Source organism: Mesorhizobium sp. ISC25, assembly GCF_042295465.1.
Lineage (GTDB): Bacteria > Pseudomonadota > Alphaproteobacteria > Rhizobiales > Rhizobiaceae > Mesorhizobium.
This window is the reverse complement of sequence record NZ_CP135441.1, coordinates 1,370,402-1,385,837: the sequence shown is the minus strand read 5'-3', so window position 1 is coordinate 1,385,837 and position 15,436 is coordinate 1,370,402. Positions and strand designations below refer to the sequence as shown.

12 protein-coding genes are annotated in these 15,436 nt (G+C 62.4%); 10 read left to right on the top strand and 2 right to left on the bottom strand.

Translation table 11 applies throughout. The features are described from left to right. From nusG to RQ479_RS06870, 8 genes are all read left to right on the top strand, one after another. A complete protein-coding gene (gene nusG / locus RQ479_RS06905; protein WP_006333333.1) occupies nt 1–528 on the top strand; it encodes a transcription termination/antitermination protein NusG in 528 nt (175 codons plus the stop codon). A gap of 159 nt (nt 529–687) precedes the next feature. After that, entirely contained in the window at nt 688–1,116 is a 429-nt protein-coding gene (gene rplK, locus RQ479_RS06900; RefSeq protein ID WP_023680440.1) for a 50S ribosomal protein L11, read from the top strand. A gap of 4 nt (nt 1,117–1,120) precedes the next feature. Then, entirely contained in the window at nt 1,121–1,819 is a 699-nt protein-coding gene (rplA, locus tag RQ479_RS06895) for a 50S ribosomal protein L1 (protein ID WP_023680441.1), read from the top strand. 392 nt (nt 1,820–2,211) lie between these two features. Continuing rightward, complete coding sequence (gene rplJ / locus RQ479_RS06890; protein WP_008875657.1) at nt 2,212–2,730, top strand: 50S ribosomal protein L10; 519 nt, start codon at nt 2,212–2,214, stop codon at nt 2,728–2,730. 54 nt (nt 2,731–2,784) lie between these two features. Then, nucleotides 2,785–3,162 carry a 50S ribosomal protein L7/L12 gene (gene rplL, locus RQ479_RS06885; protein ID WP_023680442.1) on the top strand — a complete coding sequence of 126 codons (378 nt, stop codon included), beginning with the start codon at nt 2,785–2,787 and terminating at the stop codon, nt 3,160–3,162. A gap of 282 nt (nt 3,163–3,444) precedes the next feature. After that, nucleotides 3,445–7,581, top strand: coding sequence for a DNA-directed RNA polymerase subunit beta (rpoB, locus tag RQ479_RS06880; RefSeq protein ID WP_292662592.1), 4,137 nt, complete (start codon nt 3,445–3,447; stop codon nt 7,579–7,581). 131 nt (nt 7,582–7,712) lie between these two features. Further along, nucleotides 7,713–11,909: a DNA-directed RNA polymerase subunit beta' gene (gene rpoC, locus RQ479_RS06875; protein ID WP_376704527.1), complete on the top strand. Its 4,197-nt coding sequence runs from the start codon at nt 7,713–7,715 to the stop codon at nt 11,907–11,909. 86 nt (nt 11,910–11,995) lie between these two features. After that, nucleotides 11,996–12,661, top strand: a complete 666-nt coding sequence (locus RQ479_RS06870) for an O-methyltransferase (RefSeq protein WP_376704526.1) — start codon at nt 11,996–11,998, stop codon at nt 12,659–12,661. Nucleotides 12,662–12,709: 48 nt separating this feature from the next. Here RQ479_RS06870 and RQ479_RS06865 read toward each other — a convergent pair whose 3' ends face one another. Both RQ479_RS06865 and RQ479_RS06860 read right to left on the bottom strand, forming a co-directional pair. Further along, a complete protein-coding gene (locus RQ479_RS06865; protein WP_376704525.1) occupies nt 12,710–13,639 on the bottom strand; it encodes a Gfo/Idh/MocA family protein in 930 nt (309 codons plus the stop codon). Nucleotides 13,640–13,763: 124 nt separating this feature from the next. Next, a complete protein-coding gene (locus RQ479_RS06860; RefSeq protein WP_254817147.1) occupies nt 13,764–14,045 on the bottom strand; it encodes a transcriptional regulator in 282 nt (93 codons plus the stop codon). 462 nt (nt 14,046–14,507) lie between these two features. Here RQ479_RS06860 and rpsL point away from each other — a divergent pair, with 462 nt between their 5' ends. Together rpsL and rpsG are read left to right on the top strand one after the other, a co-directional pair. After that, nucleotides 14,508–14,879: a 30S ribosomal protein S12 gene (gene rpsL / locus RQ479_RS06855; protein ID WP_006333356.1), complete on the top strand. Its 372-nt coding sequence runs from the start codon at nt 14,508–14,510 to the stop codon at nt 14,877–14,879. Nucleotides 14,880–14,964: 85 nt separating this feature from the next. Beyond that, nucleotides 14,965–15,435 (top strand): 30S ribosomal protein S7, encoded by a 471-nt coding sequence (gene rpsG / locus RQ479_RS06850; protein WP_008875664.1) that lies wholly within the window; start codon nt 14,965–14,967, stop codon nt 15,433–15,435. Nucleotide 15,436 lies beyond the last annotated feature (1 nt).

Here is a 15,436-nt window from a genome sequence, read left to right as displayed (position 1 = left end):
ATGACCGCGCGGTGGTACATCGTCCACGCCTACTCGAACTTTGAAAAGAAGGTCGCCGAGGACATCGAGAACAAGGCCAAGCAGAAGGGCCTGTCCGCCGATATCGAGCAGATCGTGGTGCCGACCGAGAAGGTCGTCGAGATCCGCCGCGGCCGCAAGGTCGATGCCGAGCGCAAGTTCTTTCCGGGCTATGTGCTGCTGAAGGCCAATCTGACCGACGCCGTGTTCTCGCTCGTCAAGAACACGCCGAAGGTCACCGGTTTCCTGGGCGACTCCAAGCCGGTGCCGATCACCGAAGCCGAGGCCCAGCGTATCCTGAACCAGGTTCAGGAGGGCGTCGAGCGGCCGAAGCCGTCGGTGACGTTCGAGATCGGCGAAGCGATCCGCGTTTCGGATGGACCATTCGCGTCCTTCAACGGTTTCGTCCAGGAAGTGGACGAGGAGCGGGCGCGGCTCAAGGTGGAAGTTTCGATCTTCGGGCGCGCTGTGCCGGTCGATCTGGAATTCGGACAGGTCGAGAAGGGCTGATCCGAAATCCCTGCACCGGTTTCGGCGGCAGGGAAGGCGGCGCGGATATCGCGCGGCCAAAACGGGTGGGAGGCGAATGCGGCTTTAGCCGGCCGCGCGGACCGCACCACCAGACTGCAACCGCCGGCAAGACCGGCATGAGAAAAGGCAGGAAGAGAGATGGCTAAGAAAATTGCAGGCCAGCTCAAGCTCCAGGTTTCCGCGGGATCGGCCACGCCGTCGCCCCCGATCGGCCCGGCGCTTGGTCAGCGTGGCATCAACATCATGGAGTTCTGCAAGGCGTTCAACGCGCAGACCCAGGAAATGGAAAAGGGTTCGCCGGTTCCGGTCGTGATCACCTACTACCAGGACAAGTCGTTCACCTTCGTCATGAAGACGCCGCCGGTGAGCTACTTCCTGAAGAAGGCTGCCAACCTGAAGTCGGGCTCGAAGGAGCCGGGCAAGGTCAAGGCCGGCACGATCGGCCGCGACAAGGTGCGCGCCATCGCCGAGCAGAAGATGAAGGATCTGAACGCAAACGACGTCGAGGCGGCCATGCGCATGGTCGAGGGCTCCGCCCGCTCGATGGGTCTGGAAGTGGTGGGCTGAGATCATGGCAAAGATTGCAAAGCGTGTATCGAAGACCCGCGAAGGCATCGATCCCAACAAGGCTTACGCTTTGGGTGAGGCGCTGAAGCTGCTCAAGGATCGCTCCTCGGTGAAGTTCGACGAGACGATCGAAGTCGCGATGAACCTCGGCGTCGACCCCCGCCATGCCGACCAGATGGTCCGCGGCGTGGTCAACCTGCCGAACGGCACCGGCCGCAGCGTTCGCGTCGCCGTCTTCGCGCGTGGCGACAAGGCCGAGGAGGCCAAGGCCGCCGGCGCCGACATCGTCGGAGCCGAGGATCTGGTCGACATCGTCCAGAAGGGCACGATCGACTTCGACCGCTGCATCGCCACGCCGGACATGATGCCGCTGGTCGGACGTCTCGGCAAGGTGCTCGGTCCGCGCGGCATGATGCCGAACCCGAAGGTCGGCACCGTCACCACCGACGTTACCGCCGCCGTCAAGGCATCGAAGGGCGGCGCCGTCGAGTTCCGCGTCGAGAAGGCCGGCATCGTTCACGCCGGCGTCGGCAAGGTCTCGTTCGACGTCAAGGCGCTGGAAGAAAACGTCCGCGCCTTCGCTGATGCGGTGACCAGGGCAAAGCCGGCTGGTGCCAAGGGCAACTACGTCAAGAAGGTGTCGGTCACCTCGACGATGGGCCCGGGCCTCAAGCTAGACGTCTCGACGCTCGCTGCGTCCTGATACGAACAATTGGATCGGCCGCTAAAACGCTGATCCATGAAAGAATTCCGGGCCTCCGACCTGTCGGCGGCTCGGTACCGGAAGTCGAAAGGCTTCCGGACATCCTGTCCGAGATTGCAGGCGGCCCCCAAGCCTTAGGTGATGTGGGCCTTAATTCATGTGGGCCTGCATGAGACGGGTGAAGACCGGACAAAGGAGCCACAAGCTCCAATGAAAGGTTCGAACCGTGTTTGCCTTTTGTCTGCGCACCGTCCGGCTTGCCGGCAGGTGTGGCGAAAGGGGGCAGGATCCTCGAGCGTCGTTCGGGAGATCCGTTACTGGATGGCCCGGCCGGCAAAAGGCAACCCGATGCCTGTCCTTCGTAGAGGGCAGGGGTCAACTGGAGATAGGCAGTGGACAGAGCGGAAAAACGCGAACTCGTCACGGGCCTGAATGATGCGTTTTCAAGCGCGGGTTCAGTCGTCGTGGCCCACTACGCCGGTATCACCGTCGCGCAAATGAACGACCTTCGGTCGAAAATGCGCGCCGCCGGTGGCACCGTCAAAGTCGCGAAGAACCGTCTCGCCAAAATCGCTCTTCAGGGCACGGACTCCGCATCGATCATCGAGCTGTTCAAGGGACAGACGCTGATCGCCTATTCGGAGGATCCGATTGCGGCGCCGAAGGTCGCGTCCGATTTCGCCAAGGGAAATGACAAGCTCGTCATTCTCGGCGGCGCAATGGGCACCACCTCGCTCAACGCCGACGGTGTGAAGGCACTCGCCACACTTCCGTCGCTCGATGAGCTGCGCGCCAGGCTGGTTGGCATGATCGCCACTCCGGCAACCCGGATCGCCCAGATCGTCAATGCGCCTGCGGCTTCGGTCGCGCGCGTCATCGGCGCTTACGCCCGGAAGGACGAGGCGGCATGAGGCCGTTCCTCGCTATCACAAACACACGTTCGAACCTTATGAAGGAACATTGCAATGGCTGATCTGGCAAAGATCGTAGACGACCTTTCGAAGCTGACCGTCCTCGAGGCGGCCGAGCTGTCGAAGCTTCTTGAAGAAAAGTGGGGCGTTTCCGCCGCTGCTCCGGTGGCGGTTGCCGCTGCCGGCGGCGCTGCGGCCGCTGCTGCTCCGGTCGAGGAAAAGACGGAATTCGACGTCGTCCTCACCGAGGCAGGCGCTCAGAAGATCAACGTCATCAAGGAAGTTCGCGCCATCACCGGTCTTGGCCTCAAGGAAGCCAAGGACCTGGTCGAGGCGGCTCCGAAGCCGGTCAAGGAAGCCGTTTCCAAGGCCGACGCGGACAAGTTCAAGGCCCAGCTGGAAGCAGCCGGCGCCAAGGTTGAACTGAAGTAAGCGTTGAGTACCGGCGGACGGCGTCGCGCCGTCCGCCACTCCCTTCGCAAGGAGGGAGGCTGCGTAACGCGAAGAGTGCGAAAACCTCTTTCCTGAGGGCCGCAAACCGGCCTTCAGGAAACGGGTTTTCTCCCGTTTCTGGCCCACCGCCAATTGGCGGCGGGTGAAAAGACAAGAAGCCGCCGACAGGCGGCGGGCAACAAGACAGGGCCGCCAAGGTGGCCCGAGATGCAAGGCGAGCCGCGGCGAGGCTCGTCCCGAGAATTGAGCTAAGGAGCGACGATGGCCCAGACCCAGACTTTCAATGGCCGCAGACGCGTACGCAAGTTTTTCGGAAAGATCCCGGAAGTTGCGGAGATGCCGAACCTGATCGAGGTTCAGAAGGCATCCTATGACCAGTTCCTGATGGTGGAGGAGCCCAAGGGCGGGCGTCCTGACGAGGGACTGCAGGCAGTTTTCAAGTCGGTCTTCCCGATTTCCGATTTTTCCGGCTCCTCGATGCTGGAATTCGTGAAGTACGAATTCGAGGGACCCAAATTCGACGTTGACGAATGCCGTCAGCGCGACCTGACCTATGCGGCGCCGCTCAAGGTGACGCTGCGCCTCATCGTGTTCGATATCGACGAGGATACCGGCGCGAAGTCGATCAAGGACATCAAGGAGCAGGACGTCTACATGGGCGACATGCCGCTCATGACCTTGAACGGCACCTTCATCGTCAACGGCACCGAGCGCGTCATCGTCTCGCAGATGCACCGTTCGCCAGGCGTCTTCTTCGACCATGACAAGGGCAAGTCGCACTCGTCCGGCAAGCTTCTGTTTGCCGCGCGCGTCATTCCTTATCGCGGTTCGTGGCTCGACATCGAGTTCGATAGCAAGGACGTCGTGCATGCCCGTATCGATCGCCGCCGCAAGATTCCGGTGACGTCGCTGCTGATGGCGCTCGGCATGGACGGCGAAGAGATCCTGTCGACCTTCTACAACAAGATCATCTACAAGCGTGCCGGCGACCATTGGCGCATCCCGTTCAACGTCGAGCGTTTCCGCGGCCTCAAGGCCGTTGGTGACCTGGTCGACGCCGACACCGGCGAAGTCGTCGTCGAGGCCGGCAAGAAGATCACCGCCCGCCAGGCCAGGGCGCTTGGCGAAAAGGGTCTCAAGGCAATCAAGGCTACCGACGAGGATCTGCTCGGCAATTACCTTGCCGAAGATATCGTCAACTACGCGACCGGCGAGATCTTCCTCGAAGCCGGCGACGAGATCGACGAAAAGACGCTGAAAGTGCTGCTCGGCACCGGTGAGGACGAGATCAAGGTCCTCGACATCGACCACGTCAACGTCGGCGCCTATATCCGCAACACGCTCAACGTCGACAAGAACGAGAGCCGCCAGGACGCGCTGTTCGATATCTACCGCGTCATGCGCCCCGGCGAGCCGCCGACGCTCGAGACCGCCGAAGCCATGTTCAACTCGCTGTTCTTCGACAGCGAGCGCTATGATCTTTCGGCCGTCGGCCGCGTCAAGATGAACATGCGCCTCGAGCTCAAGGCCGAGGATACCGTGCGCGTGCTGCGCAAGGACGATATCCTGGCCGTGGTCAAGACGCTGGTCGAACTGCGCGACGGCAAGGGCGAGATCGACGATATCGACAATCTCGGCAATCGCCGCGTGCGCTCGGTCGGCGAGCTGATGGAGAACCAATACCGCGTCGGCCTGCTGCGTATGGAGCGCGCGATCAAGGAACGCATGTCCTCGATCGAGATCGACACGGTGATGCCGCAGGACCTGATCAACGCCAAGCCGGCGGCTGCCGCCGTGCGCGAGTTCTTCGGTTCCTCGCAGCTGTCGCAGTTCATGGATCAGACCAACCCGCTGTCGGAGATCACCCACAAGCGTCGTCTTTCGGCGCTTGGACCGGGCGGTCTGACCCGCGAGCGTGCCGGTTTCGAAGTGCGCGACGTGCACCCGACGCATTACGGCCGCATCTGCCCGATCGAGACGCCGGAAGGCCCGAATATCGGCCTGATCAACTCGCTTGCGACCTTCGCGCGTGTCAACAAATACGGCTTCATCGAGAGCCCGTACCGCAAGATCGTCAACGGCAAGCTGACCAATGAGGTCGTCTACCTTTCGGCAATGGAAGAGGCCAAGCACCACGTCGCGCAGGCCAATGCCGAGCTCGACAAGAATGGTCATTTCGTCGACGAATTCGTCATTTGCCGTAACGCCGGCGAAGTGATGATGGCGCCGCGCGAAAACGTCGACCTGATGGACGTGTCGCCGAAGCAGATGGTGTCGGTGGCCGCGGCCCTGATCCCGTTCCTCGAGAACGACGACGCCAACCGCGCGCTGATGGGCTCGAACATGCAGCGTCAGGCCGTGCCGCTGGTACGCGCCGAAGCGCCGTTCGTCGGCACCGGCATGGAGCCGATCGTCGCCCGTGACTCAGGCGCCGCCATCGGCGCCCGCCGCGGCGGCATCGTCGACCAGGTGGACGCGACGCGTATCGTCATCCGCGCCACGGAAGATCTCGATCCCGGCAAGTCCGGCGTCGATATCTACCGGCTGATGAAGTTCCAGCGTTCGAACCAGAACACCTGCATCAATCAGCGTCCGCTGGTGCGCATGGGCGACCGGGTCAACAAGGGCGACATCATTGCCGACGGCCCGTCGACCGAGCTCGGCGATCTGGCCCTCGGCCGCAACGTGCTGGTCGCGTTCATGCCGTGGAACGGCTACAACTACGAGGATTCCATCCTCTTGTCCGAGCGCATCGTCGCCGACGACGTCTTCACCTCGATCCACATCGAGGAGTTCGAAGTCATGGCCCGCGACACCAAGCTCGGGCCGGAGGAGATCACGCGCGACATCCCGAACGTCTCGGAAGAAGCGCTGAAGAACCTCGATGAGGCCGGCATCGTCTACATCGGTGCGGAAGTGCAGCCGGGCGACATCCTGGTCGGCAAGATCACGCCAAAGGGCGAAAGCCCGATGACGCCGGAAGAAAAGCTGCTGCGCGCCATCTTCGGTGAAAAGGCCTCGGACGTGCGCGACACCTCCATGCGCATGCCTCCGGGAACCTTCGGCACCGTCGTCGAAGTGCGCGTCTTCAACCGCCACGGCGTCGAGAAGGACGAGCGCGCCATGGCGATCGAGCGCGAGGAGATCGAACGCCTCGCCAAGGACCGCGACGACGAGCAGGCGATCCTCGACCGTAACGTCTATTCGCGCCTTTCCGACGTTCTCGTCGGCAAGGAGGCGATTGCCGGGCCGAAGGGCTTCAAGAAGGGCTCGAAGCTGTCGAAGGACACGCTCGACGAGTATCCGCGTTCGCAGTGGTGGCAGTTTGCCGTGGAGAACGAAAAGCTCCAGAGCGAACTGGAAGCCCTGCGTGGCCAGTACGACGACTCCAAGAAGGCGCTCGAGCAGCGCTTCATGGACAAGGTCGAGAAGGTGCAGCGCGGCGACGAAATGCCTCCGGGCGTCATGAAGATGGTCAAGGTCTTCGTGGCCGTGAAGCGCAAGATGCAGCCCGGCGACAAGATGGCCGGCCGGCACGGCAACAAGGGTGTCGTGTCGCGGATCGTTCCGGTCGAGGACATGCCTTTCCTCGAGGACGGCACGCATGCCGATATCGTGCTCAACCCGCTGGGTGTGCCGTCGCGCATGAATGTCGGCCAGATCCTGGAAACGCATCTGGGCTGGGCTTGCGCCGGAATGGGCAGGAAGATCGGCGATCTGATCGACGCGTACAAGACGGCGGGCGACATCAAGCCGCTGCGCAAGACGCTCGAGAGCTTCATGCCGGCCAACGACCGCAACGAGCCGGTCCGCGAATATGACGACGAGAGCATCGTTCGCCTCAGCGAGCAGATGCGCCGCGGCGTCTCAATCGCCACACCGGTGTTCGACGGCGCGCACGAGGCCGACATCAACATCATGCTGGAGCAGGCGGGCCTGCACACCAGCGGTCAGTCGCAGCTCTATGACGGACGCACCGGCGAACCGTTCGATCGCAAAGTGACGATGGGCTACATATATATGCTCAAGCTTCACCACCTTGTGGATGACAAGATCCACGCGCGTTCGATCGGACCGTACTCGCTCGTTACCCAGCAGCCGCTGGGCGGCAAGGCGCAGTTCGGTGGCCAGCGCTTCGGCGAGATGGAGGTCTGGGCGCTCGAAGCGTACGGCGCCGCCTACACGCTGCAGGAGATGCTGACGGTGAAGTCGGACGACGTCGCCGGCCGCACCAAGGTCTACGAGGCGATCGTCAGAGGCGACGACACATTCGAGGCCGGCATCCCGGAGAGCTTCAACGTTCTCGTCAAGGAAATGCGGTCTCTCGGCCTCAATGTCGAATTGGAGAACACCAAGCTCGACGACAACCCGATCCGGCTGCCCGACGCGGCCGAATAAGCAAGACGTCCGGTCGCGGCCTTCCCGCGACCGGACGCACCAAATTCTCGGCCGATGGCCGATCAAGTCGGCGGGCGTTTGGCCCGCGCTAGATGCAAGGGGTTTTCGAGGACCCCGAAAAGGAGAACGGCATGAACCAAGAGGTCATGAATCTCTTCAATCCCCAGGCGCCTGCGCAGGTGTTCGATTCGATCCGGATCTCGCTTGCCAGCCCTGAGAAGATTCTGTCCTGGTCGTTCGGCGAGATCAAGAAGCCGGAGACCATCAACTACCGCACCTTCAAGCCGGAGCGTGACGGCCTGTTCTGCGCGCGCATTTTTGGTCCGATCAAGGACTATGAGTGCCTGTGCGGCAAGTACAAGCGCATGAAGTACAAGGGCGTCATCTGCGAGAAGTGCGGCGTCGAAGTCACGCTGTCGCGCGTCCGCCGCGAGCGCATGGGCCATATCGAGCTGGCGGCACCGGTCGCCCACATCTGGTTCCTGAAGTCGCTGCCGTCGCGCATCGGCACGCTGCTCGACATGACGCTGAAGGACATCGAGCGGGTCCTCTACTTCGAGAACTACATCGTCACCGAACCCGGCCTCACCGCGCTGAAGGAGCACCAGCTGCTTAGCGAGGAAGAGTACATGATGGCCGTCGACGAGTATGGCGAGGATTCGTTCACCGCCATGATCGGCGCCGAGGCAATCCACGACCTTCTGGCCGGCATGGACCTCGAGAAGATCGCCGGCGATCTGCGTTCGGAGCTGGCTTCGACCACCTCCGAGCTCAAGCAGAAGAAGTACCTGAAGCGGCTCAAGGTCGTCGAGAACTTCATGGAATCCGGCAACCGTCCGGAATGGATGATCATGAAGGTGGTGCCGGTGATCCCGCCGGACCTGCGTCCGCTGGTTCCTCTTGATGGTGGACGTTTCGCCACGTCGGACCTGAACGACCTTTATCGCCGCGTCATCAACCGCAATAACCGCTTGAAGCGGCTGATCGAGCTGCGCGCGCCCGGCATCATCGTGCGCAATGAAAAGCGCATGCTGCAGGAAGCCGTCGATGCGCTGTTCGACAACGGCCGTCGCGGCCGCGTCATCACCGGCGCCAACAAGCGTCCGCTGAAGTCGCTGTCCGACATGTTGAAGGGCAAGCAGGGCCGGTTCCGCCAGAACCTGCTCGGCAAGCGCGTCGACTATTCCGGCCGCTCGGTCATCGTCACCGGTCCGGAGCTCAAGCTGCACCAGTGCGGTCTGCCGAAGAAGATGGCGCTCGAACTGTTCAAGCCCTTCATCTACGCCCGTCTCGACGCCAAGGGTTACTCCTCGACCGTCAAGCAGGCGAAGAAGCTGGTCGAAAAGGAGCGTCCGGAGGTCTGGGATATCCTCGACGAGGTCATCCGCGAGCATCCGGTGCTGCTGAACCGCGCGCCGACGCTGCACCGCCTCGGCATCCAGGCGTTCGAGCCGATCCTGATCGAAGGCAAGGCGATCCAGCTTCACCCGCTGGTCTGCACGGCCTTCAACGCCGACTTCGACGGCGACCAGATGGCGGTCCACGTGCCGCTGTCGCTGGAAGCGCAGCTCGAGGCCCGCGTGCTGATGATGTCGACCAACAACATCCTGCACCCGGCTTCCGGTGCGCCGATCATCGTGCCGTCGCAGGACATGGTTCTCGGTCTCTACTATCTCTCGATCGTCAACCAGAACGAGCCGGGCGAGGGCATGGTGTTTGCCGACATGGGCGAGCTCCAGCACGCGCTCGAGACCAAAGCGGTGACGCTGCATGCCAAGATCAAGGGGCGCTTCCGCACGGTCGACGCCGACGGCAAGGTCGTGTCGAAGATCTACGACACCACGCCTGGCCGCATGATCATCGGCGAGCTTCTGCCGAAGAACCACAACGTGCCCTACGAGACCGCCAACCAGGAGATGACCAAGAAGAACATCTCCAAGATGATCGACACCGTCTACCGCCATTGCGGTCAGAAGGAGACGGTCATTTTCTGCGATCGCATCATGGCTCTCGGCTTCAGCCACGCCTGCCGTGCCGGCATTTCGTTCGGCAAGGACGACATGCTGATCCCGGACGCCAAGATCAAGCTGGTGTCCGACACCGAGGCTTTGGCCAAGGAGTACGAGCAGCAGTACAATGACGGTCTGATCACGCAGGGCGAGAAGTACAACAAGGTCGTCGACGCCTGGGCCAAGTGCTCGGAAAAGGTCGCCGACGAAATGATGGCCCGCATCAAGGCGGTCGAGTTCGAGGACAATGGCCGTCAAAAGCCGATGAACTCGATCTACATGATGTCGCACTCCGGTGCGCGTGGCTCGCCCACCCAGATGCGCCAGCTCGCCGGCATGCGCGGCCTGATGGCCAAGCCGTCGGGTGAAATCATCGAGACGCCGATCATCTCGAACTTCAAGGAAGGCCTGACCGTGCTCGAGTACTTCAACTCGACCCACGGCGCCCGCAAGGGTCTGGCCGACACCGCCTTGAAGACGGCGAACTCGGGCTACCTCACCCGTCGTCTGGTCGATGTGGCGCAGGACTGCATCGTCAACTCCGTCGACTGCGGCACCGACAAGGGCCTCACCATGCAGCCGATCGTCGATGCCGGCCAGGTCGTCGCTTCCGTCGGCCAGCGCGTGCTCGGCCGTACGTCGCTCGACGACATCACCCATCCGGTGTCGGGCGAGGTTCTGGTCAAGGCTGGAACGCTGATGGACGAGCGCGACGTGGAACAGATCGAAAAGGCTGGCGTCCAGTCGGTCCGCATCCGCTCGGCGCTGACCTGCGAAGTCAGGGTTGGCGTCTGCGCGGTCTGCTACGGACGCGATCTGGCCCGCGGCACCCCGGTCAACCAGGGCGAGGCTGTCGGCGTCATCGCGGCGCAGTCGATCGGCGAGCCGGGCACCCAGCTCACCATGCGTACCTTCCACATGGGCGGTACGGCGCAGGTGGTGGACTCGTCGTTCCTTGAAGCCTCGTATGAGGGCAAGGTCGAGATCCGCAACCGCAACGTGGTGCGCAACTCCGACGGCCAGCAGATGGTCATGGGCCGCAACATGGCGGTGCTGATCCTCGACGAAGCCGGCAAGGAGCGCGCCACGCACCGTGTCACCTATGGTTCGCGCATCTTCGTGGACGATGGCGACAAGGTTAAGCGCGGCCAGCGTATCGCCGAGTGGGATCCCTATACCCGCCCGGTCCTCACCGAAATCGAGGGCAGGGTGTCGTACGAGGATCTGGTCGACGGCATTTCCGTTCAGGAAACGGCCGACGAATCGACCGGCATCACCAAGCGTGAGGTCATCGACTGGCGCTCGACGCCACGCGGCAACGACCTCAAGCCGGCGATTGCCATCCAGGACGCCAAGGGCAAGGTCGGCAAGCTGTCCAAGGGCGGCGACGCCCGCTTCCTGCTCTCGGTCGAGGCCATTCTTTCGGTCGAGCCGGGCGCACAGGTTCGCCCCGGCGACGTGCTGGCGCGTATTCCGATGGAAAGCGCCAAGACCAAGGACATCACCGGTGGTCTGCCGCGTGTGGCCGAACTGTTCGAGGCACGCCGTCCGAAGGATCACGCCATCATCGCCGAGATCGATGGCACGATCCGCTTCGGCCGCGACTACAAGAACAAGCGCCGCATCATCATCGAGCCGCATGACTCGACGCTTGAGCCGGTCGAATACCTGATCCCGAAGGGCAAGCCGTTCCATCTCCAGGACGGCGACGTCATCGAGAAAGGCGACTACATCCTCGACGGCAATCCGGCGCCGCACGACATCCTGGCGATCAAGGGCGTGGAGGCGCTTGCCTCCTACCTCGTCAATGAGATCCAGGAGGTCTACCGACTGCAGGGCGTGTCGATCAACGACAAGCACATCGAGGTGATTGTTCGCCAGATGCTGCAGAAGGTCGAGATCACCACGCAGGGCGATTCGACCTATATTCCGGGCGACCACGTCGACGTGATCGAACTGGAAGAGGTCAACGAGCGCCTGGTCGAGGAAGGCAAGAAGCCGGCCGAAGGCCAGCCGGTGCTGCTCGGCATCACCAAGGCCTCGCTGCAGACGCCGTCCTTCATCTCCGCCGCCTCCTTCCAGGAGACGACGAGAGTGCTGACCGAAGCTGCGGTTGCCGGCAAGACCGACATGCTGCAGGGGCTGAAGGAAAACGTCATCGTCGGCCGGCTGATCCCGGCCGGTACCGGCGGTACGATGAGCCAGATCCGGCGCATCGCCACCTCGCGCGACGAGCTGATCATCGACGAGCGCCGCAAGGCGTCCGGCGTCGAGGTCGCCGAGCCGATGCTGACCGACATGGCTTCCGCCGCGCAGTAAGCGCGCAAGAAAGATGAAGATAGAAAAGGGGCCCAAGTGGCCCCTTTTCGCATTGTGGCTCTCCCAATCGGATCGGAGAAGAAACGATGAGCATCAAGACCTGGGCTTCTGTCGACCACTACATTGTCGAGGCTCTTTTCGAGGCGGATGCCGCCCTCGATGCCGTACTGGCTGCCAACCATGATCAGGGCCTGCCGCCGATCGACGTTTCGCCGGCACAAGGCAAGCTGCTGTCACTTCTTGCGCGAATGCAGGGAGCGAAGACGGTTCTCGAAATCGGCACGTTGGGCGGTTATTCGACAATCTGGATGGCGCGAGCGTTGCCCGTGGACGGCAAAGTCGTGACGCTCGAGCTTGATCCGCACCACGCCAGTGTCGCGCGGTCGAACTTTGAACGGGCAGGGATGTCTGACCGGGTGGAACTGCGGGTCGGACCGGCGCTCCAATCGCTTGCGGCGTTAGGCGCCGAGAATGCCGGGCCGTTCGACTTCATCTTCATCGACGCCGACAAGCCGAACAACCCGCACTATCTGTCGTGGGCCATGCGTCTTTCGAGGCCGGGGACCGTCATCGTCTGCGACAATGTCATCCGTGACGGCGCGGTGGTGAATGAAGATGGTCACGACGCCAATGTCGAAGGGGCACGCGCGGCGTTCTCGTTCATCGGCAGCGACAAGCGTCTGGAAGGCACCGCGATCCAGACTGTTGGCGCCAAAGGCTATGACGGCTTTGCCATAGCGATCGTTAATTGAATTTGCGCGGCGAGCGGCCGGACCGCCGATCCGGCCGGCGCCCGCGGCTCAGTCAAAAAACGCCTTGACCACATTGCGCTTGCCCAGCATGAAAGCGTCGGCGACGTGCTGGAGGGGGGCGAGATCGACGTCGGAGGTGCCGGCGCGCACGATCTCGGCAAAGCGCTTGTAGAGCATCGGGTACTCCGCTTCCGGCTCCTCGTGAACGACGCGGCCATCGACAGCGAGCTTTGAGCCGCCGCCAGAAAGTACCATCGATCCGGCCTCCGTATCGGCCAGAATGTCCCAGCTTTGCGGGCCGGTCTGGCGCCAGTCGAGTTCCATCGTCACCGGCAGACCGTTCGAAGTGCGGAAGACGATATGGGCGGCGATTGGGGCCGCGCGGTTTTCGGGGAAATCGAGCTCCGCCGAGCTGATGAACATCGGCGGCAGGATGTGGGTAGCGATCGACAGCGCATTGATGCCGGGATCGAAGACGCCAAAGCCGCCGGGAGCCCAGATCCACTCCTGGTTCGGATGCCAGCGGCGCACGTCTTCCTTCCAGTTGATGGCGGCCGACCTGATCGTGGTCGCTCTGAGGAATGTACGCGCTGCTTCGACAGCCGGCGCATAGCGTGAATGCCAACTGGCGAACAGGCAGACGCCGTTCGCTGCCGCCAGCGCCTTCAGGTCTTCGACCTCGCTGACCGTGGCGCCGGGCGGCTTTTCCAGGAAGACATGCTTTTTCGCCACCAGCGCCGTGCGCGCGGCGTCATATCGAAACTGCGGCGGCATGCACAGCGACACCGCCTCGAGCTCCGGCACCGCGTCGAGCATCGCCTCGATCGTCGGGAAATTCGGGATATCTTCGACTTTGCCGTGGCGGCTCGCTGCGGCGACCAGGCGATAATCCTGGTCCTTCGCCAGCGCCGGCAGGTGCTGGTCGCGGACGATCTTTCCCACGCCGACGATGCCGAGCTTGATGGGATTAGAGGACATGGGAGCTCCGCAGGTTGAGTGTGCTTGGTTTTGCCAGAGGTCGCTTCTTAGCAGAGAACTTGTGCCGGGCAAGTCGCCGGGCTTGTGTCGCCGGCCCGTGAGATCGACCGCGATTCAGATCTCTTCAGATCGGCACATCGAATGTCACGATCGACACTTCGCCTTCGAGCGCGCCCTGATAGGCGGACAGATGCGGCTCCTCGTCGGGCACGCCGTCCAGGTCGCCGATCTGATCGAGCTCGGCCTCGGCGTAACCTTCCGCGGCGAGTGATTCGAGAGCGCGGCGCACCGCCGAATCGTCGTCCGGCGCGACCAGCATCACATGCACGCCTTCCGGCTTGCCGCCTTTGCGCTTCCACACCCGGCCGGTAATAATGGTGACCGGGCGCTCCTCATTGTCATTCACGGGTTCGTACCTCCGGGCGAGGGGTTTTGGGCTGTTCATGCCGCCTTTTCGCACGAAGCACCGCGTGGAAACAGCCGCAAGCCGGTCACTTTCTGCCTTCCTCTTGAAAAACGACGCAAGAAAATTACATGCGCTTTTCGCATGGCTGCCACGCCTCGGGTTCAGCGCAATATTTGCCGCTCCGGGGTTGACGGACAGTGGCCATACGAGTAGAAGCCGCCCAGTCAGAACCGATGTGAGGCTCTCGCTTCCGAAGCGACACGCTTTGGAGTTTGCCTCAAACAGGGTTCGTTTTACGAGCGAAAAGACATTTCCGGCGTGCATGAAGCGGATTCCGCTTCCTCTGCCATTTGTTCGGGCAAGACCGCGAGGCGCGGTTTGTGGCCCGAATTTGCGTATGGAAATGACGCTTTGAGCGGCCCTGACCGGGCAAGACACGGAATTGAGAGACAAGAGGGTTTAATGCCTACCGTCAACCAGCTGATCCGCAAGCCGCGCATTGCGCCGGTGAAGCGCAACAAGGTCCCGGCCATGCAGCAGAACCCGCAGAAGCGGGGCGTCTGCACGCGCGTCTATACCACGACGCCGAAGAAGCCGAACTCGGCGCTGCGCAAGGTGGCCAAGATCCGCCTGACCAATGGTTTTGAAGTGATCGGTTACATCCCCGGCGAAGGCCATAACCTTCAGGAGCACTCGGTGGTGATGATCCGCGGCGGCCGCGTCAAGGATCTTCCGGGCGTCCGTTACCACATCATCCGCGGCGTGCTCGACACGCAAGGCGTGAAGAACCGCAAGCAGCGCCGTTCGAAATACGGCGCCAAGCGTCCGAAGTGACCGAAGCGTAGCCAAGGTCGTTCCGGGCGGCGTCAAGCGACGATCCGGGATCCAGGCCACCGCGTAGAATTGAGGCAGAGAAAAAATGTCCCGTCGTCACAGTGCAGAAAAGCGTGAGATCAATCCGGACCCGAAGTTCGGCGATCTGATCGTCACCAAGTTCATGAACGCCGTCATGTATGACGGCAAGAAGTCGGTTGCCGAGACCATTGTCTACGGCGCGCTCGATCAGGTCCAGTCCAAGACCAAGCAGGAGCCGGTCACCGTCTTCCATCAGGCGCTCGACAATGTAGCGCCGCATGTGGAAGTGCGTTCGCGCCGCGTCGGCGGCGCCACCTACCAGGTTCCGGTCGACGTGCGCCCCGAGCGCCGTCAGGCATTGGCCATCCGCTGGCTGATAGCCGCCGCGCGCAACCGCAACGAGACCACCATGGTCGACCGCCTCTCCGGCGAGCTGATGGACGCGGCCAACAACCGCGGCACTGCTGTCAAGAAGCGTGAAGACACCCACAAGATGGCAGAAGCCAACCGCGCTTTCGCGCACTACCGCTGGTAAA

Bases quoted from the DNA above. Each gene is read 5' to 3' on its own strand.
- nusG (WP_006333333.1), top strand. From the start codon at position 1: ATGACCGCGCGGTGGTACATCGTCCACGCCTACTCGAACTTTGAAAAG.
- rpoB (WP_292662592.1), top strand. From the start codon at position 3,445: ATGGCCCAGACCCAGACTTTCAATGGCCGCAGACGCGTACGCAAGTTT.
- rpsG (WP_008875664.1), top strand. From the start codon at position 14,965: ATGTCCCGTCGTCACAGTGCAGAAAAGCGTGAGATCAATCCGGACCCG.
- rplK (WP_023680440.1), top strand. From the start codon at position 688: ATGGCTAAGAAAATTGCAGGCCAGCTCAAGCTCCAGGTTTCCGCGGGA.
- rplL (WP_023680442.1), top strand. From the start codon at position 2,785: ATGGCTGATCTGGCAAAGATCGTAGACGACCTTTCGAAGCTGACCGTC.
- RQ479_RS06870 (WP_376704526.1), top strand. From the start codon at position 11,996: ATGAGCATCAAGACCTGGGCTTCTGTCGACCACTACATTGTCGAGGCT.
- rpsL (WP_006333356.1), top strand. From the start codon at position 14,508: ATGCCTACCGTCAACCAGCTGATCCGCAAGCCGCGCATTGCGCCGGTG.
- rpoC (WP_376704527.1), top strand. From the start codon at position 7,713: ATGAACCAAGAGGTCATGAATCTCTTCAATCCCCAGGCGCCTGCGCAG.
- RQ479_RS06865 (WP_376704525.1), bottom strand. From the start codon at position 13,639: ATGTCCTCTAATCCCATCAAGCTCGGCATCGTCGGCGTGGGAAAGATC.
- rplA (WP_023680441.1), top strand. From the start codon at position 1,121: ATGGCAAAGATTGCAAAGCGTGTATCGAAGACCCGCGAAGGCATCGAT.